The organism is Holdemania sp. 1001095H_141210_F2, assembly GCF_015558105.1.
Taxonomy (GTDB): domain Bacteria; phylum Bacillota_I; class Bacilli_A; order Erysipelotrichales; family Erysipelotrichaceae; genus Holdemania.
Map to the genome: position 1 here is coordinate 1 of NZ_JADNPO010000035.1, position 24,271 is coordinate 24,271.

General features: G+C 51.3%; 16 protein-coding genes. 1 reads left to right on the forward strand and 15 read right to left on the reverse strand.

The annotated features are described in order from the left end of the window. The 6 genes from I2G61_RS14505 to I2G61_RS14530 form a co-directional block, all read right to left on the reverse strand. Positions 1–6,685 (reverse strand): DUF6531 domain-containing protein (locus tag I2G61_RS14505; RefSeq protein ID WP_229100774.1); only part of this gene is annotated, 6,685 nt, incomplete at its 3' end. Then, the gene (locus I2G61_RS14510) at positions 6,660–7,070 is read right to left on the reverse strand and encodes a hypothetical protein (protein ID WP_072685610.1); all 411 of its coding nucleotides are present in this window, start codon (positions 7,068–7,070) and stop codon (positions 6,660–6,662) included. The genes I2G61_RS14510 and I2G61_RS14505, both read right to left, overlap by 26 nt. A 437-nt stretch (positions 7,071–7,507) precedes the next feature. Next, complete coding sequence (locus I2G61_RS14515; RefSeq protein WP_072685609.1) at positions 7,508–8,065, reverse strand: accessory gene regulator B family protein; 558 nt, start codon at positions 8,063–8,065, stop codon at positions 7,508–7,510. Continuing rightward, a complete protein-coding gene (locus tag I2G61_RS14520) occupies positions 8,058–9,335 on the reverse strand; it encodes a GHKL domain-containing protein (RefSeq protein WP_072685608.1) in 1,278 nt (425 codons plus the stop codon). Before I2G61_RS14520 ends, I2G61_RS14515 begins: the two co-directional genes overlap by 8 nt. Further along, positions 9,332–10,033, reverse strand: a complete 702-nt coding sequence (locus tag I2G61_RS16810) for a LytTR family DNA-binding domain-containing protein (RefSeq protein WP_072685607.1) — start codon at positions 10,031–10,033, stop codon at positions 9,332–9,334. Before I2G61_RS16810 ends, I2G61_RS14520 begins: the two co-directional genes overlap by 4 nt. A 130-nt stretch (positions 10,034–10,163) precedes the next feature. Beyond that, positions 10,164–12,134, reverse strand: coding sequence for an endonuclease/exonuclease/phosphatase family protein (locus I2G61_RS14530; RefSeq protein WP_072685606.1), 1,971 nt, complete (start codon positions 12,132–12,134; stop codon positions 10,164–10,166). 166 nt (positions 12,135–12,300) lie between these two features. Here I2G61_RS14530 and I2G61_RS14535 point away from each other — a divergent pair, with 166 nt between their 5' ends. Beyond that, positions 12,301–13,206 carry a LysR family transcriptional regulator gene (locus I2G61_RS14535; protein WP_072685605.1) on the forward strand — a complete coding sequence of 302 codons (906 nt, stop codon included), beginning with the start codon at positions 12,301–12,303 and terminating at the stop codon, positions 13,204–13,206. 734 nt (positions 13,207–13,940) lie between these two features. On the opposite strand, the gene I2G61_RS14540 is transcribed toward I2G61_RS14535, so the two are convergent. From I2G61_RS14540 to I2G61_RS14580, 9 genes are all read right to left on the reverse strand, one after another. Next, entirely contained in the window at positions 13,941–15,689 is a 1,749-nt protein-coding gene (locus tag I2G61_RS14540; protein ID WP_072685604.1) for an alpha-glucosidase C-terminal domain-containing protein, read from the reverse strand. 2 nt (positions 15,690–15,691) lie between these two features. After that, positions 15,692–16,657 (reverse strand): carbohydrate kinase, encoded by a 966-nt coding sequence (locus I2G61_RS14545; RefSeq protein WP_195397286.1) that lies wholly within the window; start codon positions 16,655–16,657, stop codon positions 15,692–15,694. Positions 16,658–16,840: 183 nt separating this feature from the next. After that, positions 16,841–18,217 (reverse strand): hypothetical protein, encoded by a 1,377-nt coding sequence (locus I2G61_RS14550; protein ID WP_195548391.1) that lies wholly within the window; start codon positions 18,215–18,217, stop codon positions 16,841–16,843. A 222-nt stretch (positions 18,218–18,439) separates the two neighbouring features. Then, positions 18,440–19,541, reverse strand: a protein-coding gene (prfB, locus tag I2G61_RS14555; protein ID WP_139248660.1) for a peptide chain release factor 2 whose coding sequence is annotated in 2 segments (ribosomal slippage) — positions 18,440–19,468 and positions 19,470–19,541 — 1,101 coding nt in all. Because the reading frame shifts where the segments join, the coding sequence is not laid out codon by codon here. Between the two features lie 2 nt (positions 19,542–19,543). Beyond that, positions 19,544–21,892 (reverse strand): preprotein translocase subunit SecA, encoded by a 2,349-nt coding sequence (gene secA, locus I2G61_RS14560; protein WP_072685600.1) that lies wholly within the window; start codon positions 21,890–21,892, stop codon positions 19,544–19,546. Between the two features lie 87 nt (positions 21,893–21,979). Then, positions 21,980–22,177: a cold-shock protein gene (locus I2G61_RS14565; RefSeq protein WP_072685599.1), complete on the reverse strand. Its 198-nt coding sequence runs from the start codon at positions 22,175–22,177 to the stop codon at positions 21,980–21,982. A gap of 26 nt (positions 22,178–22,203) precedes the next feature. Next, the gene (locus I2G61_RS14570) at positions 22,204–22,413 is read right to left on the reverse strand and encodes a hypothetical protein (protein ID WP_195548392.1); all 210 of its coding nucleotides are present in this window, start codon (positions 22,411–22,413) and stop codon (positions 22,204–22,206) included. A gap of 15 nt (positions 22,414–22,428) precedes the next feature. Further along, the gene (locus I2G61_RS14575) at positions 22,429–23,088 is read right to left on the reverse strand and encodes a ComF family protein (RefSeq protein WP_195548393.1); all 660 of its coding nucleotides are present in this window, start codon (positions 23,086–23,088) and stop codon (positions 22,429–22,431) included. After that, positions 23,075–24,223 carry a helicase-related protein gene (locus I2G61_RS14580; RefSeq protein WP_195548394.1) on the reverse strand — a complete coding sequence of 383 codons (1,149 nt, stop codon included), beginning with the start codon at positions 24,221–24,223 and terminating at the stop codon, positions 23,075–23,077. Before I2G61_RS14580 ends, I2G61_RS14575 begins: the two co-directional genes overlap by 14 nt. Positions 24,224–24,271 lie beyond the last annotated feature (48 nt).

Below are 24,271 nucleotides of genomic sequence, written 5' to 3' on the forward strand. Positions count from 1 at the left end.
GGTTGCCATAGGCGTCATATTCATACTTGATCGTTTTGGCGTCCCGGACAACCTGTGTGGTGTTGCCTGCCGCGTCATAGGTATATTCGGTCTTGCCCTGATCATCGTTCATCGTGATAACCCGGTTGAGCGCGTCATAGGTAAATGCGGCATCCGGCTTGGAAAGCAGATTCTGATTAGCGTCGTAAGTATAGGTAATGACCGTTCCGTCTTTCTGCTTCAAGGTTAACAGATTTCCGTTTTTATCATACGTATATTCTTCCGACTTCTTATCTTCATCCGTCGCTTTGATCAGTTCGCCAGAAGTATTGTAGACGTACAGCACTTCCGTCTGATCATAATACCGCCGCGTGACCTTGCCCATCTTGTTCAACGTATAATTGATCTTAAAGCCGCGGGCGTCCTGAACGGAAGTCATGTTTCCTGCCGCATCGTAAGTATAGGTAACGATATGCTTCAGCGGATCTTTTTCCTGAATCAGGTTGTAGACTTCATCGTAAACCTTTTCATAACGCTTGCCGTTGGCGTCCACCGCTGCAATTTCATAACCGGCGGCATTGTATTCCACCGTTTGAACATGATCCAGCGCGTCAATCGTCTTAATCCGGCGCTGGTTCAGATCATATTCGTACCGGGTTGTGCTGCCCGTCGGATCGGTTTCGCTGAGCACCTGATTAAAGGCGTCATACGTCCAGCGCGTTGTCTTCGCGTTATTGACCTTTTCGCTCAGGACGTTGTCAGCCGCGTCATAGGTATAGACCGTCGTAATCCCGGCTTCATCCGTCTTGCTCAGCATCCGGTCTTCTTCGTCGTAGGTGTAGGTCTGCGTCTGGTTCAGCGCGTTCTTCTGCAGGATGACGCGGCCGGTCTTATCATACTGCCAGCTCGTCTTGTTGCGCAGCGCGTCATAGAATTCAATCTTATTGCCGATCGCGTCGTAAACGTTTTCTTCAATCAGAACATCATCCTGCCACGTTTTCAGCAGCTGATTGTAAGCATTATACGAATATTTCCAAACCGAGCCGTTGGTCTTCGTTTCACTGACCTTTTGATTTTTGGCGTTGTAGGTGAACGTTTCCACGCCGCCGTCCGGATAGGTCGTTTTCCTGACATTGCCGAAAAGATCGTATTCATAAGCTGTGACGCCGCCGATTTTCGATGTTTCCTTCACACATTGATTCAGCGCGTTGTACTGCCGCTGGATCGTATTTCCTTTGGCGTCTTTGCTGAGGGTCAGATTATCATGCTCGTCATAAGTATATTCCGTCGCGTAGCCCATCGGATCAACCGTCTTGGAAACCAGACCTGCCGGGTTATAAACCGTCTGCGTGACGCCGCCCAGTCCGTCGGTTTCCTTGATCAGCCGGCCGTCAGCGTCGTAGGCCCATTGCCGGATCGTCTGGTTATCGACCTTTTCCGTAATTTTCTGATTTACCGCATCGTAAACGGACTGTGTCGTATGGCCGTTGGCGGTCGTTGACAACAGATTGCCTTCTCCGTCATAAGTTGTTGCGGTTACATTGCCGTTGCGGTCGGTCAGCTGGGTGACATGACCGCGCAGATCATAAACGTAGAGAATTTCTGCGCCGTTGATCGTCTCGCTTGTCAGGCGGTTCAGTGCGTCATAGGCAAATACTTTGGTATTTTTCAGACTGTCTGTCTGACTCAGGCAGTTGCCGTTGGCGTCATAAGTATAATCCGTCGTTATCCCGTGACCCGTTTTCTGAAGAATCCGGCCGTCGGCGTTGATTTTATAGGTTGTCGTACTGCCGTAAGCGTCCGTTTCCGAAATCACCTGATCGTAGGTGTCATAGGTATAAGTGTGATTGATTTCGCCGTTCACTTTCACCTGCGTCAAACGATGCCGCTCATCCAGCACATTTTCCGTGACCAGACCGGTCGGCTCGGTCGTTTTGATCAGCTGGTCGTAAGCGTCGTAAACAAACGTCGTCGTTAAGCCCTGGACGGTCTGAGACGTCAGATTTCCAAACTGATCGTAGACATAGCTTTCAACGACCTTGCCATTGCGCGTCTTCTGCGTCAAACGGCCGTGGATATCATACTGGAAACCGGTTTTATTGCCAAGCGGCGTTGTCGTTAAGATTGTGCGGCCGCGGCTGTCGACAGTGGTCGTCGTCCGATTGTTCAAAGCATCCTTTTGTTCGATCAGCTGTTGATTGCCATTGTAAACGAAAGTTGTCGTCTGGCCGTTGGTATCTGTGGCGCTGAGGATATTGCCTTCGTGATCATAGCTCCAACGACGAACCTTCTTATCCGCGCTGGTTTCACTGATAACCCGGCCCAGAGCGTCATACGCGTAAATCGTTTCCTGCCCCAGGGCATCGGTCATTTTTGTTTTTAAGCCCTTGGAATACGTATACGTCGTCGTATGGCCTAGCGGATCCTTCACGCTGATCAGATGGCCCATGCCATCATAGCCCTTTTCCGTAACCTTGACCTGATTGTCGCTGGTCAGCGTCTGTTTGATTTCATGACCGAGCGCGTCATATTCATAGATGATTTTCTGCCGCGAGGTTGTCTGACTGGTCCGTTGTCCCTTCGCGTCATAGGCATACGTGGTCACGTTGCCGGCTTTGTCAGTCGTCGTCAGAACCCGGCCCAGGACATCATAAGTGGATGTGGTTTCCAGACCGTCGAAGTCCTTTGTTTTTACAATGTTGCCCAGCGCGTCATAAGTGAAGGTTTTCGTCTGATCGTGTGCATTGGTTTCCGTTGCGACGCCGTACTGATTGTACGTATAGGTACTCGTCAGTCCGTTGGCCGTCTGGGAAACTGTGCGGCCGCGGCTGTCCACCGTGCGGGTCGTCTCCGCACCGTCCGGATAAGTCGTCTTGATCAGATTCTGGTTTGAATCATAAGTATAAGTTGTGACGTTACCCAGCGGATCGGTCATTTTTACGACGTTGCCGTACAGATCATATTCGTAGACTGTGACGTTGCCGTTAAAATTGCTTTCCGACAGCTTGTTACCCGCGGCGTCATAGGTAAACGATTTTGTGCCGCCGTCCGGATTGATGATCTGCACGATTTCATTACGTGCGTTCAGCACATGCGTCGTTTTCCGGTTATCCTGATCTGTCGCGGTCAACAGATATCCGGCCGCATTATACGTATAAGTATAAAATGTACCATCCGGATAGGTGACCTTGCTTACCCGGCCCTGTTCGTTATATTCATAAGTCGTCGTATGCTTGAGCGGATCGGTTTCGCTGATCATCTGGTTGAGTTCGTTATAAGCGTAGGTTGTGGTCTGCCCCAACGCATCGGTATGACTGGTCTTGTTGCTGCGGGCATCATAGGTCCAGGCTTCGCTCTGTCCGGCAGTATTCGACTTTGTCAGCAGGTTGTTATTCGCGTCATACGTCCGGGTTTCCTTAAAACCATCGCTGCGCGCCGCTGTCAGCTGATTGCCGTTCTGGTCGTAAGTATAGCTCCAGCGAATGCCGTTTTCCAGTGTTTCTTCGGTTAACAAACCATTCACAAAGGTCTTTAATACCTGGCGGTTATCCGCGTATTCCACCTTGGTGGTCTGACCCTTGGCGTCAAACCAGGTGGTTTCCACATTACCTTTGGCATCCGTGGTTTTCGTGCGGCCTTCCAGATATTCCAGCGTCATGACATTGCCTTCGCCGTCAACCTGCTTGGTTACGCGGTGATTGGCGTCATACGTATTGGTGATGACCAGCGCTTCGTTCTGATTCTTCCACGAGGTCATGTTATGATCGGCGTCATAGGCATACTCGATCACCGCGCCGGTCTGATCGGTAAAAGAGATCAGATTCAGATTCGTGTCGTAGCCATAGCTGACCTTATCCTTTTCTCCCAGCCGGATCTCGTCAACCAGATTCTCGGCATTGTAATGGAAGGTTATCGTTTTGCCGTCTTTTAATGTAATCGTATCCGGCAAGCCCTGTTTGTAGGTATAGGTTGTTTCGCGGCCCTGCTTGTCCAGGTTCTTCGTCACAAATCCCTGTTCATTGTAAACCCAGGTCGTGTCTTGATTTTTCAAAACGAAATGATCGGTATCCCATGTCAGCTTAAAGACCGTCGTCAGGTTATTGACAAACGTGCCGTCGCTCTGCTTGGCAAAATAATACTTGGTACCGTCTTCTAAAATGACTGTGGCGCCTTGATCATCACTGGAAATCCGGGAAAGTCCGCTGAACGCCCAGCCCATGCCGAAAATACCGAAGACGCCGGCCGCGCTGCTGTTGTAGGCCCGGGAGAAAGTAAAGCTTTCCTCCAGGACGTTCATTGCGAAATCCTGACTTTCCAGAATGAAGTTGCCGGTGTTCAGGTTGATCGGCTCAAAACCGAATTCGCACTGCACATCCCGTCCGCGCAGCGCCGCGTCCACCTGCTTTTTCTGATCTGTCGATAAATCCTCTTCCACATAATCAACGTCTTTGTTTTTCTGCGGTTCGCGGATAAACAGGATATTGCCCTGGGTGACCAGCTCATCCTGCAGATTGTTATCCTGCATCAGTGTTTCCTTGGTGATGCCGTAGAATGAGGCGATCGAACTGACTAAATCAAACCCCTTGACCTCATAGGTTCTGAAATAGGTTTCTTTCACCGTGCTTTTCTGCGTTCCCTTCACCGACTGGAACTGCACGGTATATAATTTTCCCGGCTCAAAGCTGTCAAAGAACTTCCCGGTTTGGTAATTGCTGACCTTCGTTTCGTTGTAGCTCTGAGCTTTTTCAATTTCCGGATATTCCGGGTAACGGTAAAAGTTATCCACCGCTTCCATCGTTTCGGTGAATTTCACAGTTTCCCCGTCTTTGATCGTGACGGTTGTCTGGGCATGGTAAGGCGCGGTTCCGTCGAAACCCACGGCAACCAGATACGCCAGACCTTCTTTGAAATCGTACTTGACGAAAGGCCGGACATTCCAGGTAAACTGGTTGACGTCGGTCATGGTGATGTCCGGACTGTCATAGTATTCCGCTTCGACATACGGCGTGTTTTCTCCGGTACCGGTGATGTAATAGTATTCCGACGCATACATTTCCAGATAACTGGAATCCGGATCCTTCAGCGTCAGCAGCACGCCGTTATTCGGCTTGTTGTTTTCCGCGACATCCTTGACATACGGCGTAATATCCAGCGTATGCAGCCAGAAGCCTTCCCAGGTCCAGTCGCTGGTAAAGCAGTCGTAATTGGTCGGCATGTTCAGATATGTCGCTTTTGTAATATCGTAAGTACCCGGAATGCTGCAGGCGAGCAACTCATTCGTCGTGCCCGGTTTGGTTTTTCCCTGAATGATGTTCAACGTCGCTTTTTTGATGTATTTGCCTTTGAGCACTTCGTTCATCCGGTCATCGTTAATCTTATAGAAGCTGAAAGCATGGGAATAACGCGGATGATTGCCGATAAACAGGAATGCGTCGTCGTAGTTTTTCAACACCCAGTTATCGGCTTCCATATTCGGATTGCCGAGCGTCTTGGTCGGTCGGCTTTGCGATACGCTGACGTCCGTGCCGTTGTGCGCATAGCCGAAATAGTTGGGGTCGATGACGACCGGATAGACGCGGTCGTCGCTCATCAGCCAGCTCTCATCTACGCTGTATTCGATCTGATCGCCATTCAGCGCGACGCGGACTTCCGTTTCGTTGTCGGCGGCGTCTTTGGCTTTCGGCGCGCGGATCAGTAAGGCAAGCTGCCCGTTTTGATCCACGACGATTACCCCGTGTTCGTCGCCCGGTCGGACGGCGCCGTTTTCCACCGTGATCCGACTGGTAAAAGAAGCGGTCTGCGGCTTTTCATACAGAACAAGCTCCTCCTCGACCCAGGCCGGCATCACCGTATACCGCAGATTGATCTGATGCTCCATCGGATAGATCAGCTGGGCGCCCTCTGCGCTTGGTTCACCGATTTGCTTCAGCTGCGGAATCACGGTGACGCGGACATCGTCTTTTTCCAAGACAACGCCGGTTTGAGAATCCGCTGGATAATAGCTGCGGACAACGTTCGCCGTGTTCTGCACGAAAACATCGCGGCCTTCCTCTGAAAGCAGATTGACCGCCGGCGTCAGCTGGGTATCAATCGGGGCAAAGCCGTCTTCCGTTTTATAATTGCGAATGACGCCCATCACCATTTTCTTCAGATTCTGGTCTTCCTTGTTGGTATAAATAACGGTTCTTTCATCCACAATTTCCGGATCCGCAAAATCCTCTGGCTGCGGATCGGCGGGATTGGTTTCCGTCTGCGTAAATTCCAGCGGCGCGGCGCTGGCAGAGGGCGTGACCGTCGGTGCGGCAGACGGCGTGACGGCAGGCGTCATCGTCGGCTGCGGCGTCATCGTCGGAACGACCGTGGGTTCCGCAGTTGGCTCCGGAGCCGGTTCAACGGTAGGCTGAACCGTCGGCTCAGCTGTGATTTCCGGCGTCGGCTCCGGTTCGGCCGTAACTTGCGGACTTGACGAAGGCTGCGGTTCTCCATCCAGCGTCGTTTCCGGTTGGGATGGCTGTTCTTCCGACTCCTCATTGTTGACCGGATCATTCTCCGTGATATCCACATTGTAATACGGACCTGTCTGGTTGTACTTTTCAACAATTCGCCGCTCATTCACCGCCCGGATGCTGTCGGTATTCTGCACCAGCATACAAAAGCTGAACAAGCAGATCATGAGTTTCTTAATTCCACCGCTTAACGATTTCATTGACTTTTTCCCCATTCTTTCTTGCTTCGGACTTTAAGTTTTCCAATTCTTCAATCGCTTTCTCTGATTCCTGATTCTTCAAAGCTTCCGCGATAACACAAACCCTTTCACCCATCGTTTCATAGGCCTGCGCTAACGCCGCGACCTCTTCGTCGCTTCCGTTATACGATTCCTGGATCCGGCTCCACTGCCCGCCCAGGTCGCCGAGCTGCTGCAGCCATGCGGAAGATTGAGGCTGGCCGTTTTCAAATAAAGACGCGAGCTCTGCCTGTCCCCGCTGCAGCGTTTGCAAAAACTGCTGCTCCGCGCTCTTCTGCGCTTGAGGCTGACAGCCGCCCAGCAGACCGAGAATCAAAATCAGAATGAATATTCGTTTTCCCTGCATAAAGACCTCCTGAAGTGCATACTAAAAACGCCTATGAGCTATCATAGGCAAAAGGAGAAATGAATTATCTTATCGTCAACGCTCAGTCAACCTTCCTTCATCACGTCGGCGAACATTTCCCTGTTCTTTTCCCCCTGATGTTGTAAACTGCCAAGTCAGTCTTCTTCCGGCTGATACCAGCCCCATTGTGAAATCGTCAAACGGCTGAGCGCGCCGACAGCCAGCACAAGCGCCGCTGCCATTTTCCAGAAACGCTGCTTCATTCCCCTTTCCCCCTTTCTTCGACATTGATAATTTCATTATAGGGAATTTTTTAAAAATGTCTGCCGTTTGGGAGCCAATAGGCTGTTTTTGGGAGCGAATAGACAGTTCAGGCAGCCAATCGCTTTCTTTACTGATAATTTATAAAAAAAACAGCTTCCTGAAAACGAATCTTTTCAAGAAGCTGTCCGCTGAGCCAAGGCTAACGAAACCGCGGTGGCCGTCAGGGAACAGGCCAGAATCCGGCCCGGTCCCTGGTTAATCATTCCCATTTCAAAAAGAGAAAGCAGTGCTAAGGCAGTGGATAGAATCCGGCTGATATTTCGGGCGCGGCGGCGATCTTGTTCGGTTTTACGCCGCTTATACCGCATATCCGGAGCCCAGCGCCAAATGGCAAGTACGGCCAGACCTTCAAGCAGCCCGTAGAAAACAGGGGTTGTAAAATAAGCGCAGAGGGCAAGACTGCCAAAACAAAGGATGTTGGTCAGGATTACACATTGGTGAAATTGACGCAAATGAATTCCGCCGGTGAACGAGCGGACACCCACTAAGCTCAGCATAAACAGAAGCATCGGTCCGAAGACATGGAACAGGGCTGCGATCAGACTCATGCAAAGAACTAATATCATCTGAATCAGCAAATTCTCGATTCCAAATCGCAGTTCGTTCTCATTAACCGGTTCGGTTAAATGAGCGTTCAGCCGGCGGGCTAACCGCAAAGAACAGTTACGCATGATTTTCCTCCTTCGGCAATAAAATCCGGACCTCAAAACGATCTCCATTCTGATGAAGATCAAGTTCGCCCCGGGCTTGATTTACAATCGAGCGAATACTTTGAATACCATACCCGTGTTCTTTAAAGTCCGGTTTCGAGCTTCGATTCAGATTGACTCGCCGGCCGGGCATGACTGAATTGATCAAGGTCAGATAAATTACAGAATCATCTTCCTTCAAATAGAACTCAATCTCCTTTTGTGGTGATTGCCTGGCTGCCTCCACAGCGTTGCTAAGCAGATTGGAGATTAAAAGACAAGTGCTCCATTCTTCTAACGGCCATTGGATATGACCCGTTTCCAAATGAAACTGAACTTCTGGTTCGTTTTCCATCGTCCGGTTCAAAAGACTGTCGATAATCGGATCTCCAGTATGCTCCTTCTTCGAAATTGTCTCGACGACTTTCATGGTACTTCTGACATAAGCGAGCGCTTCCAGATTCCGCTGCTCTTTTAAATAATATTCAAGCATTCCTAACAGATGCTTCAGATCATGCCGTTGTTTCCGGAATTTTTCCTGATTTTCAAGCGTTTCCGCAAGCCAGTTTTCCTTCAGGGTATTGCAGTTATGCTCGAGCTCAAGCCGTTTCTTACTTTCAGCGACGCGATAATACTGCTGGAACATCCATGTCATCAAAACGAAACAGCCGAATAAGACCGCGCTGATCAACAAGGATAGAATACGGATGCGGTCATCGCTGAAGATGCCGCAGATCTGATAATTGATATAAACACAGAGGAATAACAGAAACGCGCAACATCTGAAACTCCAGTCAAAACCTTCGTCCTGCGGCAATTCCGGCTTTCGCTTCATAAACAAAATGGGAATCAGAACCGCGAACTTATTAAAGTAGCCGCCAAGCGTCCGCAGCCAGCTTTCCTGCATCAGCTCCGCTGCGGAAACCTTCGCTGTCAAGGTCAAAAACTGAATAGAGACGGCAGACAGAATTCCTTCAACGATGTAAAACACCAAAATAATCGCAATGAGCGTTCTTGTTTTGCCGGGAAAAAAGAAGCGGATCATCACCATCATATTCATAAGCATAAACGGAATCAACAGCGCCGGATCCACCGTCCAGAACTCCATCGAATATTCGATAAGCGCAAATCCCAGAATGGACAGTACAACGACAAACCCCTGCCTGCGCAGAACAAAAAACTTCTGAACGAGCAGCGTCACGCTGATCATTTCCAGCAGACAGAAACTGAATTCAATGGCGGCGCGAATCATGTTCTCACCTTAAAGTCAGAGAAACGCCGGAGTACCTCTGACTTCTGATACTTACTGGCAAGCAGCGGCCGGTTTAATCCGCAGAGATAAACGGAATTATCTCTAATCTTTTCCACATTCATCAAATTAACTACTTCAGAGCGATTAATCTGGACCAAAATTTCATCCATGGCCAGGGCTTTCACAGCTTCGTTTAAAACGCGGCCTTTCAATTTTACCATTGTTCCACTTTTCAAATAGAGCGTGATGCTTCGATTGAAACAACTGAGATAAAGAATCTGATCCTGCCTGATCATGAGCCGGCCCATTTCAGTTTCAACGCTGACCTGATAATAAGCCGCTTCTTCACGAATTTTCTCAATAAGTCTTGGTAATTGAGTTTTCAGCTTTGATTTTATCAGAAATCCGACGATATGCGAGCCAAAGGCTTCAGCCATGTACTGTTCCTCAGCCGTAACATAAACAATTATCGGCGGCTGAGATAATTCCCGGCAGACTTTGGCGACGAAGAAACCATTCACATTTGGCATTTCAATATCTAAAAATAAAACATCTGGAGAATCCTGATTAAGCTTGGCGAGAAACTGTTGAGGATCGTTGGATGTTTTAATTTCGGTGAATACCATCGTTTTCTCAAGCTCATGGGCCATGACTTCCAGAAATTCCAGATCGTCGTCGACTATCGCTGCTTTGATCACGTTTTTATCTCCTTCTCTTTCAAGTTATCTTATAATTCTATTTATAACATAAATTTTAAAAGACTACAAAAAAAAGCTGAACCTCCAAATATAAAATTCGAGAGTCCAGCATTATTCAAACACTAATATTTTATTCTTCCACACTCATCAACAAGGAAGACTCCACATTCAGTTCGCTGTCGCCGCGCACACCGATATAAGCTTTACCCGGCTGAATCGCCGTCACGACACCCTGCTCATCCACGACCGCCACGCTCTCGTCGCTGGAAAACCAATGCAGCGGGACATCATCCGCGGATTCCGGCACAACTTCGCAGGTGACACGGGTCGTTTCTCCCGGCTTCAGTCCGCTCTTTTCCGCGCTGAGAAACAAGTTCTGAACCGGCGTCACTTCCCGGATCTGCACGTCATCCAGCCACAGTGTGCCTTCAGCGCCGCCCAGCTTAAAGCCCAGCTCCAGCGTCGAGGCAGAATACGCCGTAACAAAATCATAGCGGTAAACCGCCCAGTCTTCGCTCATGCACAGATTATCGTTCAGCTGGACCTGATGCGTCGGGATGATCTCGCCCGCCGCCGTTTTCTGCGTCATTTCCAGACCGAAGCTGTCGCTGTTCAAGCCGGCTGCTTTATGATGGAAAACCAGTTGATAGGTGGTATTCGGCTTTAATTCCAGCTCTGTGCTGAGCACCACGGCGGCAGAAGCGTCGGTTCCCGCTGCTCTCAGCGCCAGCGACTGACTGCCTTCTGTCTGAGTCTGCGTATCGACCGCAGCTGTCAGCGCCGCAGAACCCGGCTGATCTTCCTTCAGACGCCATCCTGACGGCAACACATCGCCGGCTTCCTCAAAGCTGCCGTTCGCCAACAAATCAGCGGGATCCGCCGATCTTCGGACCGGATCGCCAAAGATCTCAATTTCCGTGATTTCATAACCTTGATCCGCAGCCTGCTTGCCTGACAAGTCCAGGCGCACAAACTTCACTTCCTGCTTTTCAGCGGAAATCGCATCGCTGTCCGTCACTTTTTCAACGGCAGCGATTGGTTCAAAGGTTTCCCCATCGACCGATCCGGACACCGCATAGTCTCCCGCACGGACCGCGCCCCACAGAACGTTGATTTGTTCCACGGTGATCACCTCGTTCAGCTCAATCGTAATCGTCTGCGCCTCCGCAACGTCAGAAACCCACGGCGTCTTTCTGTCATAATCGACTAAAAGATACGGTGAACATTCTTCGTTGACAGAAGAAACCACGACGCTCTGACCTAAGGCCCGGTTGCCCGAATTGGCCGTGCCTTCCACTTCGCCTAACAATTCAAATTCAGCGTAAAACAAATCATGATCGGACAATTCACTCTCCACCCGCTGGATATCCGTAATCCGCATATTCTTCGTGCACAATACATTGTCGATTGTCAGCACCTGCATCGACGGATCGTCGCCTTCGCGGTAGGTATCGTACCACATTCCGTTATACCCGTTGGCAAGATTGAAATTATCCAGAAACATCGAATATTCGTAAGCGTGCTGATCGGTATTAAAATCCGCGGTGATGATTTTATATTCTATCGGATCCGCATTCACCCGCTCGATCACCTGCGCGATCTGACGGCGACGCAAATCCAGGTTTTCCCAGCTTAAATGGGTGTTGTATAAGGCGATCTGAACGCCGTCCTTATCAATGACGACGCGCTCCAGCGTCTTGGTCGCCCGGCTGCCGGTGCTTTCTAACGGGATCGAGCTGACGGCCTGCGGTTCATAGCGGGAAAGAATGCCGACCCCGAATGCGCCGTTAGCGAAATCGCGGCCTTTGGCAAAATGAGCATAGGGATAATCCTCATTTACAAAGCTCTGGACCATATCCACCGGATTGCGGTCGTTGAGCACGTCAACTTCCTGAATGCCGACGGCGTCCAGATGATGCCGGGCAAAGAGTTCAGCCATCGCCTGGGTATCGGGATGATTCTTCGCGGCGATATTCCACGTCCCAATGCGCAGCGTAACCGGGTTAGAGCTTCCTGATGAAGTCTGTGAGGAAGCGCTGCAGCCGGTGACCGGCAGCATCAGCAGCAGTAAGCCCAGCGTGAATTTCATTATTTTTTTCATGGTATCCTCCTGTTGTTAACGAATGCGAGCAGGTTGACGTCTGCCCTTAAATATAGTGTACTCATCTTCGCCGCTGTTGTCTATTCATGATTCTTATGGATAAGTAAGATTTCGTTATTCATAAATTCGTCTTATGGTATAATAAGATCAGAATCGAGGGGATAGCATGCTGGATTATCGCTTAAAAACCTTTCTGCTTCTCAGCAAGACGCTGAATTACACGAAAACAGCCCAGCAGCTGCACATGAGCCAGCCGGCTGTGTCGCAGCATATCCGCTACCTGGAGCAAACCTACAACATCAAGCTGTTTGAATATTATAATCGGCGGCTGCAGCTGACGGAAATGGGGCAGCGGTTTTATCAGCAGGTTTTAGCGTTGGAGGTGCAAAGTCAGGACATCATCGAACGGCTGCGGCAGGAACAGGAGCACCGGCGTCTGCTTCGGTTTGACTGCACCTTCACCTTCGGCGAGTACATCATGCCGCCGTTAGTCTGCCGTTGGATGAGGGAGAATCCCAATACCGAGCTGTGCATGCGAATCTCAGGGACGACGGCCTGTCTGGAAGCGCTCGATCAGGGCGAGATCGATTTCGCGTTAGTCGAGGGCTTCTTCGACAAAGCGGTGTATGAAAGCCGGCTGATCAAGATGACGCACATGGGGCTGGTTGTCCCGGTCGGCCATCCGCTGACGCAGAAGAAAGACGTCATGCTGAACGACCTGATCGATTATCCGTTAGTTGTGCGGCAGAAGGAATCGCGGATGCGCGGAATCCTGCCGACCGGTCTGGCAGAACACAATCTTTCTTACGAAAGCTTCGCCGGTTTAGTGCAGTGCGGAAGCATGAACGTCATGAAGACATTGATCAAAAACGGCTGCGGCATCGGTTTTTTGCACGCGGATATCATCCATCCGGAACTGCTTGAGGGCACGTTAGTTGAAATCCCGGTGAATGATTTTGTCCTGAAGCGGGAACTGAATATGGTTTATCTGCCGCATCATGCCGATCCGGGCATGCTCGATCAGATTTATCAGGATCTGGCGGAGCATCTCAAACAGCTGGGTACTCATTAAAGCAATTCTTCCGGCTAATCTTGGAATGAAGAAGAGATGACAAACAGAGATTTCGCATAAAAATAAAGCAGGATCCGACATAAATTGCAGGAGTGATAAAAGCAGGAATATTGTTTATGAAAGTATTGCCTGCTTTTTTGCATTTCTGCGAAGAGTTATTCTTTTTGAAAAACAGAAATTTAAGAAAAAAACGAAAGAAAGAGATTACGAAGCGTATTTCATCTTCTCGGCTATCCCTCATTATTCCGTTGAAATCTTTTCCATCAACTTCTATTCGATCCTCTCAATCCGACTGCTTTTCATCTCTGGCATCTCCTTATAGACCTGATTTGGATTACAGGCGTAACAGAAGATGCTCAGCTTGCTGTAGAGCTGCGAAAAAGCAGCGTAAAGAGGTGGTTTAAGTTCAGCAATGCTGTATCGAAATTCCTTGTCACTCCTGGATGCATGATCATTTCATTCTACGAGAATTAAGGGCAAGATTATGCCTTCAGGCTGTCCTGAATTTTTCAATAAGACCCTTTTAATTCCGCAGTTCACTCATGGAAATATACTATATTTTTGAACGGATTGAGGCTACAATTCTTACATTTTTAAAGATATGAAAAAAGACAGTTGTATCAATTTACAACTGTCTTTGTGATTGTTCAGGGGACTCTTTCGGTAGTCTCTAGTAGCCTCTTTTCATTTTTTAAACTGGAAAAGAGGTTATCTTTTAAATAAGATTTAATTTCTCAGGCTTCGACGATCAGCCACAGAAATTCGTAAGCCTTCAGGTCCAAGCTCTCCTGACTGCCGCGGATTCTTCGGCCCGTCAGCAATTCCCGCGCCTGTTCCTCCTTATTAAATAAGGAAGTAAGCGCACAGTATTGCGGCGATTCTGTAAAGTTGAATAAAAACAACAGCCGACGCTGTTCAGCGGCACGAACGAACGCCAACACTGCGTCGTTGCCAACATTCCCAATCTGTTCCCGACCTTCATTCCAATCCGGGTCCGCCGCCCGGACTTGCAGCATGGCTTTCAGGCTTTGGAAAATCCGGTATTCCACAGTCAGCGGCTGATAACGCCGCCGGGCTTTGTCTTCCACATAAACCGGTCTTTGCAGCCAGCGGCGGTCGCCTTCCTTTTCCGGATCCAGTCGGAAACTGGCGTCGTTGAGCGCGCCAAGTTCATCCCCATCCTGAAGCAGCGGCATCCCCCGCAAAGCCAGGTTCAGTCCCAGCAGCAGTAAAATCCGCCGACAGCTGTTTTCCAACTCATAAGGCTCATGTCCGTCCAAAGCCCGGCCGCAGCCAGCCCAGCTGGCCAGCGTTCCATAACACCGTCCGCTTTCCCGATCGCTTTCCCCTTCGGCAAAACTGCCCAGCGCCTGTCCTGTATAAAAATCCCTCAGAAACTGCCGGTGACAGTCCGGATCCCAGCCCCGCATCCGCGCCGCTTCCTCATTAAAATTCCAAACTACCCCCTGATCTTCGCCCACCGGATGAACCGCGATCGCTGACGAATTCAAGGCGTGGAAAACAAGATCGCCCTGCAGCATTTTCGTATCGCGCGTCGCCAGAGAATTCCAACCGTTGATCATCAATCCCTGATCGACGATAGCGGTTCCCGCCGGCGTCCGTTGGGAAAGAATCTGTAAATCCTTCGCCCCCGCTTCACTGTGACCCATGACCAGAACATCCGGACACACCAGTTTTCCGGCCGCCGCGAAGAGCGCAAACAAATCCGGAACCTGCGGATACAAGCGCTGAGCTTTGCATTCCTTCCACATTGAATCCAGTTGTTTCAGCTCAATCACATCCGCCCCGAAACTGACAAGTTCACAGAAACGTTCCAACATGCCCGCAAGCACCTGCGGATTCTTGTAGTCGAGCAGCCAGCCGCCGGTTTGCGGATGACGATATACATATTGTCCAATCTCATCCAGCCGCAAAAAGTCGCCGTTTTCTTTTTCTTTAGAAAACGGACTGAACAGCGCCGCCAGCTTCGGATCGGAAATCATCCAGTACCGCTGCTGCATCACACTGTCGCCGCGGATTGCCTGAAGCGCCCACGGATCCTCTGCCGGGGTGCTGGCGACGTCGAAATCCAGCCCGACCGCCAGCCCTTCCTCATGCCACAGATCGATCCTCTGCCGAAGTGTTTGCCGCAGGGATTCCGTGTGAGGAAAAGGCACGTCGCCGAACAACACCCAGCCGACGCCCAGCTCCTTTAGCTCCTGTGCCCGCGCATGAACCTGCGCCGGGGTCTGTACATCTGAATAAATAAGCCGCATCCCTGCCGGCGCCTGTTTAATCCACGGCATTGGCCGATTGGTTCTCTGTAAATTTAAAGTTCGCTTCTGTGCTTGTTCATCCAACAGCGCCAGCAGCGCGTCAAAGTCTTCTTCCCGGACGTGAAACGGCTGATAGACGCGGAAGTAAGCCGTCTCCATGCCCGCTTTCAAAGGTTGAAGCCGCCGTAAAAATTCATCCGCTTCCATTGTCAGCGCTCCGGATGTTGATCGAGCAGAGCCTGCGCTTCTTCCGTCGTGACTAACGAGGGCATTCCGCCTTTTCGGGTCACCGACAACGCGCCGGCCGCATTCGCTAACCGCAGCATCTGATAAACATCATCGCCATTGAGCTGTTCCAATGTTTTCCCTGATTTTAAGAAACTGGCCAGGAAACAGCCTAAGAATCCATCGCCAGCCCCGGTCGTATCCACGACGGAGACCGGGAAGGTCGGGGCGTTAATGTAATAGCCGTGGATCAGCGCATGACTGCCTTTTTCTCCTTCGGTGATTAAAATCAGCGGCGTTTTGTATTTCTTCGCGAGCTGCCGCGCGCCTTCTTCCAACGTTTCGCAGCCCGTCAAAAAAATTAATTCGTCTTCCGCAACCTTGAGGATATCGCAGAACTGCAGCCCATGCCGGATCTCATGCCGGGCTTCTTCCTCACTGTTCCACAGCGGCATCCGCAGATTCGGGTCGAACGACAAAATCTTGCCTTTCTGCTGGGCATATTTGACTAATTCGAACGTTGTGATCCGCGCCGGGTTATGCGTCATCGACACGGAACCATAATGAAACAGATCGCACTCGTCGATCGCGCGCAGATTTACTGCCTGACTTTCGATCATTGTGTCCGCGCCAGGATTGCGGTAAAAGCAGAACGACCGTTCCCCCTTCTCGTCTAACTGCACAAACGCCAACGTCGTCTTATAACGGGAATTGACAACCATGTATTCCGTATCGACGCCTTGATTGCGCAGCTTTTCCTGTAAAAACTGACCGAAGATATCGTCGCCGACCTCGCCGACAAAGCAAGCTTGCACGCCGTGCTTCACCGCCGCTGCCGCCAAGTTCGCTGGCGCGCCGCCGGGATTGCGTTCAAATATGATATTTCCGTTTTCGCTGACGCCTACCGGAGTAAAATCAATCAATGTTTCGCCAAATGAACATATTTTCATCTTAAGTGCCTCCTGCCCAAGATCATGAGTCCTTCTTATCTTATTCTAACACGAACCCAACTTTTCCCAAACACTAATCGCAAGCGTTTTCATTCACTTTTTCAAAATTAAAACAGGAATTTCGCTTCTTCAAACAAAAAGAAAAGGATTCCTGATAAGAAATCTCTTTTCTGATTGAGTGTCTTACGACGCGGAGCCTTTGATCACCTCATCGCCGACCCCGATTCGGATTTTATCCCTCCGCTGCAGCTGATCGTCATTCAGCATCAAGACGAAACAAACTTTTGTCCGGGTCTGAGGCTCTAATGTTTTGCTTTGTAAAAAATCATTTCCTTCCGGAATCATAATCCAGCCATATACAAATTCGGAATTTTCCTGCCACAGTATCCCCAGGCGTTCCTCCGCCTTGACCGTTTCAGAGCCAAGATTTTCAAACAGTCCCTCAGCCACATAAAGCTGCGAACCCGGATCCGCCTTCATGTAGGTATAATCGCCGGCGGTATTCGGCGGGTCCAGACGGGTTACTGTACTGATTTTCTCGATCGTCAGACGATCTTGCGCTGTTTCGATCACATTGCCTTCCTGATAGACCGGATAAGCGTCCAAGTCATCACCCACCGTATAATCCATTCCAAAGCAATGGCCGTTCACCGCCAACTTCAACCTTCCTGAAGAAGCTGCGTCAGCATCGAGTTTAATGAGCAGACGCAAGATTTTTTCTGTTCCCGGATCGAATGAGTCATAGACTTCCAGCTCCGTTTCCCCTTCCTCAGCAAACAGATCATAGCCGCCGATTTCAACTTCCTCGTTATGATAAATCAAACTGAACAACAGAAGATGAAGATCATAGTCTTCTCCATTTTTGACCTTAAGCCGTAAACTGATTCCTTGTTCCCCATCTTCCAGACTCATACCGGAATCGCTGCGATACATCAGTACCGAATTTACCGTCTTAATTTCTTCCACCGTCAGCTCTGCCTTTCCCGCCAGGAAGGACTCGCCGATTTTCAATTCAGCATCCTCCGATAAAACAGAATCGTTGGGCTGCGGTATTTGAAATTGGATTTCTTTCTGCGCTTCCTTTTGATCCTTGTACGCTAATCCCATCAGCACGGGGTCGCTTGCTTTCGTGATCAAAATCCAACCCCGGCTGCTTTCCTGGCGGGCCATTGGCTTTATTCCCTGAAACCAGTTTCCCGGATAGATGGCCCAAGACTCGTAAATGGGTTCGTCCTCTGTTTCCTCTGTCTGAAAAGAAGCTTCCCATACCTGGGTCAGATCTAAAACCTCCCGGCCTTCCAGCTGATTCATCGTGACTTCCATCTCGACTGCGCCGACCACCGCTTCTTCCACATACAGGTCGTAATTGCGCAGCTGCTGCACCTGATCCGCATTGAGATAACCTGTCAGCTTCACGCTCGCTTCATACCTCGTTCCATCGCTCAGTTTCCCTGCGATCACCGCCGCTTCCCCCGGCCTGGTTGGTTCTGCCTTCTGACTGCATCCGCTCACTAGGGATAATGCCAGCAGCGCGGCTAAAATTGTTCGTAAACCCTTCATGATTTTCCCTCCCTGGTTTTCTTCTTTAACTTCATTATACCATCCCCAGATTTTTTGGGAACGGGCGAAATGCGCGAAGTCACAGAATACATAAAATCAGGATAACCAAGCCAGAAGTAAAGATTATTCGAACAAATAGAAGCGTGCCAGCGGAATTGAAAATCAACGTCGAAGCCACAAAAAAACAAGCGCTCTCCGACTTTCGGAAAACGCCTGCTTGTTTTACTGAATCTGACTTTTCAGGTAACTGAAGATGAAGCCGTCCAGATCGCCGTCCATGACGTTCTGCACGCTGCCCATTTCATAGCCTGTGCGATGATCCTTGACCATCGTGTATGGACAGAAGACATACGAGCGGATCTGCGATCCCCATTCGATGTTTTTCTGTTCGCCGCGGATCGCTGCCAGCTTGGCTTCCTGTTCCTCGATCATGCGCTGATACAGTTTTGATTTCAACATGTTCATGCAGCGCTCGCGGTTCTGGATCTGGCTGCGCTCAGTCTGACAGGAAACAACGATGCCGGTCGGCTTATGCGTCATCCGCACGGCGCTGTCGGTCTTGTTGATATGCTGGCCGCCGGCGCCGCTGGCCCGCATCGTGACGACGTCGAGATCTTTCTCATCAATCGTGATTTCAATTTCGTCGGAGAACTGCGGCATGACGTCCAGCGAGGCAAATGAGGTATGCCGGCGTCCGGAGGAATCAAACGGGGAAATCCGCACCAGCCGGTGCACGCCCTTCTCCGCCTTCAGATAGCCATACGCCATATCGCCTTCGATCAGGATACTGGCGGACTTGATGCCTGCTTCATCGCCTTCCTGATAGTCCAGCACGGTGACCTTGTAGCCCTTCCGTTCCGCCCAGCGGCAGTACATCCGGTAAAGCATGCTCGCCCAGTCCTGACTTTCCGTTCCGCCAGCGCCCGGATGCAGCTCCAGGATCGCGTTGTTTTTGTCATACGGATGGGAAAGCAGCACCATCACCTCGAAATCCTCGAATTGATTGAGCGTGTCCTGATATTCCATGTCCAGCAGCTCTTTCAATTCCTCGTCGAAATTCTGGTTCAGCTCGTCGACAGTTTCCTGCAGCGAAGCCAGCGCCTGTTCCATCTGATGGTACTTCGCTTCCAGCTCTTTCATTCCGTTGCACTGGCGGATCACATTCTGGGCTGCTTTCGGATCATCCCAGAAATGCTCCTCGTTCATCTTCGCTTCCAGTTCTTCAATTTGTTTTTGCTTCGCAGCCAGGTCAAAGAGAGTCGCCTAACTGCTTTAACTTCGTTACCGAAGCGGTTAGGCCTTGACGGATCTCATACAATTCCATAGTTATTTCTTTCGCTCCTCTATTACAATTCTGACATTCAGGCAGAAGGTGACAACCTCCTGCGCAATCCGTGCCATCATGTCCTCAAACAGCTGATAGCCTTCGGAGACATACGCCTGCAGCGGATTGGACTGCGCGTACGAACGCAGATGAATCCCGTCGCGCAGCTTGCTCATAGTGTCGATGTGATCGACCCAGTTGCGGTCGATGACCTTCAGCACCATCGTCTTTTCAATCGGCAGCACATGCACCTTGATCGGCTCAATCTTGCTTTCATACACATCCCAGGCCGCCTTGCAGCACAGCTCGCTGATCTCCGGAATGCTCTTGCCTTCCAGATCGGTTTCCGTCAGACTTTCATGGAAGCCCATCTTGCCTAACGATTCCAGCAGCTCCGCTGTGTTGACCTTTTCTTCCTTGCCGTCATGCTCGGTATGCGCCGAAACCAGATTGCTGACCACGCGGTCGAACATATCCTTGACGATGCTGTGAACGTCTTCGTGATCCAGGATGAAGTTGCGCTGTTCATAGATAATCTCGCGCTGCTGACGCAGGACGTCGTCGTATTCCAGCAGTGTTTTACGAACGTCGAAGTTCACGCCTTCGACCCGCTTCTGCGCGCTGCCGATGGATTTCGTTACAACCTTGGATTCAATCGGAACGTCGCCCAGCTGCGAAAACAGGCTTTCCATTTTTTCCGAACCGAACCGCACCATCAGGTCGTCCTGTACGGAGACATAGAACCGGGAATAGCCCGGATCGCCCTGACGGCCGGAACGGCCGCGCAGCTGATTATCAATACGGCGGGATTCATGCCGTTCTGAACCGATGACGGCCAGACCGCCCAGTTCGCGGACGCCCTCGCCCAGCTTGATATCGGTACCACGGCCGGCCATGTTGGTCGCGATCGTCACCGAACCCTTCTGCCCTGCCTTTTTGATGATCTCCGCTTCACGCGCATGATTCTTCGCGTTTAAGACTTCATGCGGGATCTTTTTATCTTTCAGCATCTTTGAGATAAATTCGCTGGTTTCAACGGCGATCGTGCCGACCAATACCGGCTGGCCCTTTTCATGGCATTCCCTGACCTCGTTGACCAGCGCCTCAAACTTGGCTTTCTTCGTGCCGAAGATCGCGTCCGGATAATCGATTCGGGCAACCGGGCGATTGGTCGGGATTTCCATGACACGCATGTTGTAGATGCTTAAGAATTCTTCTTCCTCGGTCTTGGCCGTACCGGTCATGCCGGCCAGCTTGTTGTAAAGGCGGAAGAAGTTCTGGTAGGTGATCGTCGCCAGCGTCGTCGTTTCCTGTTTGATCGACACGCCTTCTTTGGCTTCAATCGCCTGATGCAGACCGTCGGAATACGCGCGGCCCTTCATCAGACGGCCGGTGAACTGGTCGACGATGACGATCTCGTCGTTGTCCACGACGTACTCGACATCCTTCATCATGATGTAGTTGGCTTTTAACGCCTGCGAAATATGATGCACCAGCTGGGTGTGATCCAGCTCGTACAGGTTCTTGACACGGAAAGCTTTCTCCGCCTTGGTCACGCCGGAATCAGTCAGCTGAACCGTCTTGCTTTTGACGTCGATCTCATAGTCTTCGTCCGCCTTCAGCGATTTGACGAAGCGGTCTGCTTGCAGATACAGGTTGGCCGTCTGCTTCTGGCCACCGGAGATGATCAACGGCGTCCGTGATTCATCGACCAGAATCGAGTCGACTTCATCGACCAGCGCGAAATTCAGCGGACGCAGGACGCGGTCCTCAACGCGGGTGACCATGTTATCGCGCAGATAGTCGAATCCGACTTCCGCGTTGGTCGTGTAGGTGATATCGCAGTTATACGCCGCGCGCTTCTGCGCCGGGGTGAGCTGACGCAGGTTCAGGCCGACCGTCAGGCCCAGGAAGCGGTGAATCTGCCCCATCCAGTCGGCGTCACGGCCGGCCAGGTATTCGTTGACGGTGACAACGTGTACGCCGCGGCCGTCCAGTGCGTTCAGATAGACCGGCAATACGGAGGTTAATGTTTTTCCTTCACCGGTTTTCATCTCCGCGATATCGCCGCCGTGCAGAACGATGCCGCCCATCAGCTGAACGAGATACGGATATTCGCCGATCACCCGCTTGGCCGCTTCGCGCACAACCGCGAACGCTTCCGGCAATAAGTCGTCCAGCGTTTCGCCGTTCTTCAAGCGAGCCTGAAATTCCGGGGTCTTGGCTTTCAGTTCCTCGTCGCTCAAGCCTGCCATCTGGGAAGCCAGCGCATCGACTTCGTGAGCGCGTTTCTCGATTTCTTTCAATCGTTTTTTATCGTAATTAAATAGTTTGTCCAAAAAAGTTGCCATTGTGGTCCCTCCATCGCTCCTATTGTATCGTAATTGAGCGAAAAACACAAAGAAAAAGGCCGTCAAACCCGGCCTTTGATCGCTGTTTTACAGTTTTTTGACGTTGTGGGCCTGATAGCCCCGGTCGCCTTCGACCAGATCGAATTCCACCTCGGCGTTTTCCTCGATCGTCTTGAAGCCGTCCATCACCAGTTGGGAATAGTGGAAAAAAACATCGCGGCCGTCGCTGAGCTTGATGAAGCCGTAACCTTTTTCCTTATTGAACATCTTTACTTTACCTTGCATCTGCCTTAAACCTAACCCTTTCTTCTTTATTTATCCGCGGCGGTCTTCTCCGCCATGTCGCTTCGACGGGAACCGGGATCGCTGCCCGTCGTTTTGATGCTTTTCTGCTTCACCCCTTCGTTCGCTGAACCCGGGGAATTCCGCTTCGACTGATCCTGATTTTCGCTGGTTTCCGCCGCTGGAATTCCGCCGCTCCCGTCTACTTTGAGTATAGAGAGGATCGGCCGCAAACTCAAATCTTTTCCTTCGTCTTATTCCGCGCTTTTTCGACAACGAAGCTTACGGAATGGAGCGAAAGAAGGCGGCAGGAAGCGTTGGTTGACGGCCAGCACCAGCGCTTGGTCGGCGGCAGGAAGCAATGCGTGAGCGGCGTTGAGCGTACTGCCGGTCGTGAGCACATCGTCGATCAACAACAGCTTTCCATCCGGGATTGGGACGCCGGGGATCAAGCGAATGTGGGAGGCAGCCTGCTGCCGCTGGGAGGCGCTGCCCTGCTGCACGTAATCCTCCGTCTTTTCCAACAGCTCCACGATCGGCAGCCGCAGTCCGGAAAACAGCTGGGGAATCGTATCGAAGCCGCGTTTTTCCCGTTTAGCGCGGGATGAGGGCATCGGCACCAGCGTGAAATGACGATACCGCCGGCGCAGCCTATCGCGCCGAGGCAGAAGGAAAACATCCTGCAGCGCTTCGTCCATGCATTCCTTGTACTGCACAAGCATTTTCATGAACGCCTCGTCATACAGAACCAGCCCCCGCACGCTCAGCTCGCCGAGCTTCACTTGATGGGAAATGAGCGTCAGCTGACTGCGGCAGAGGCCGCACAGCGAATCGTCGGCGAACATCATTTCGGGGATCGTGCATCCGTTTAACAACGGACCGCCGCACCACAGGCAGCGCTCAGCCGTCAGCATTGGCTTCCTCCAGACGTTTCACGCAGCGTTCGACCTGTTCGCTGCGCCTGCGGCACAGAAACAATCCGTCGCCATCCGGACAGGCAAAGCTGCGCCCGACCCGGCCGATCATCTGGGTCAGCGAAGCTTCGTCGAACACGCCATGATCGGCATCCATCACGCACACGTCGACGCCCGCGATCGTCACGCCCCGTTCCAGCACCGTCGTCGCAAAGCAGAACTGCAGTTTGTTTGCCCGCAGCTTCCGCAGCGTTTCATCCTGATTCGGTGACTGACTGGTCAGCTCACCGCAGGAAAATTCCAATGAAAACAGAACTTTTAAGTGATGACAGCCGCGAATCGTCGGCACAAAGATCAGCGCCTGCTTGTTTGCCTTTTGTTTGCCTTTCAGCCAGCGATAAAGCCGCAGGATCAACAGGAACTGAGGGCCGATCAGAACCCGGGGCACCGTCAGATCATGACCGTGCGGACGGCGGTTGAGCTTGAGCTGCCTCAACGTCCCCGTCCTCACCCGTTCCTGCAGCTCCGCATCCGGCGTCGCCGTCGTGTAGACGATCTGGCCGCGGCAGCTGGTGCGCGCGATTCCATGCAGAACCGGGTCGCCCTTGTAGGGAAAAGCGTCCGGTTCATCCAGGATCAACAGATCGAACCGGTGGGGATAGCGGTAGAGCTGGTGGGTCGTACAGACGATCAGATCCGCTTCGGTCTTCTTGGTATAACCCTGACAGACCGGGATCACCGACAGGTTTGGAAACGCGTCCGCCAGCCGCCGCGCCAATTCCAGCACGACCTGCCGCCGGGCGACCGCAACCGCCGCCCGCTGTCCCCGCTGCAGCCGCCTCCGCAGACAATCCATTACAATTTCCGTTTTTCCCGCGCCGCACACCGCGTCGACCAGGACGTCGTGGGTTTCGGACAATTCGCACAGCTGATCGGAGATCTTTTTCTGATTCGGAGTCAGGGGATAATCCAGTCGCAGCTGCGGATCCAGCGGTTCACTGAGCTCGGGCACGACCGGTTCCTTGGCCTCGCACGTCAGCCTCCGGGAAAAGCCGACGCAGCGGCGGCAGTACCAGCCCTTGCTGCCAAGATAGAACCAGGATGGATCCTCATTTCCACATCGCGGACAGCGCATAATTTCACCTCCCACTTATAATATTGCGGAAAATTGGAAAAAGCCCCG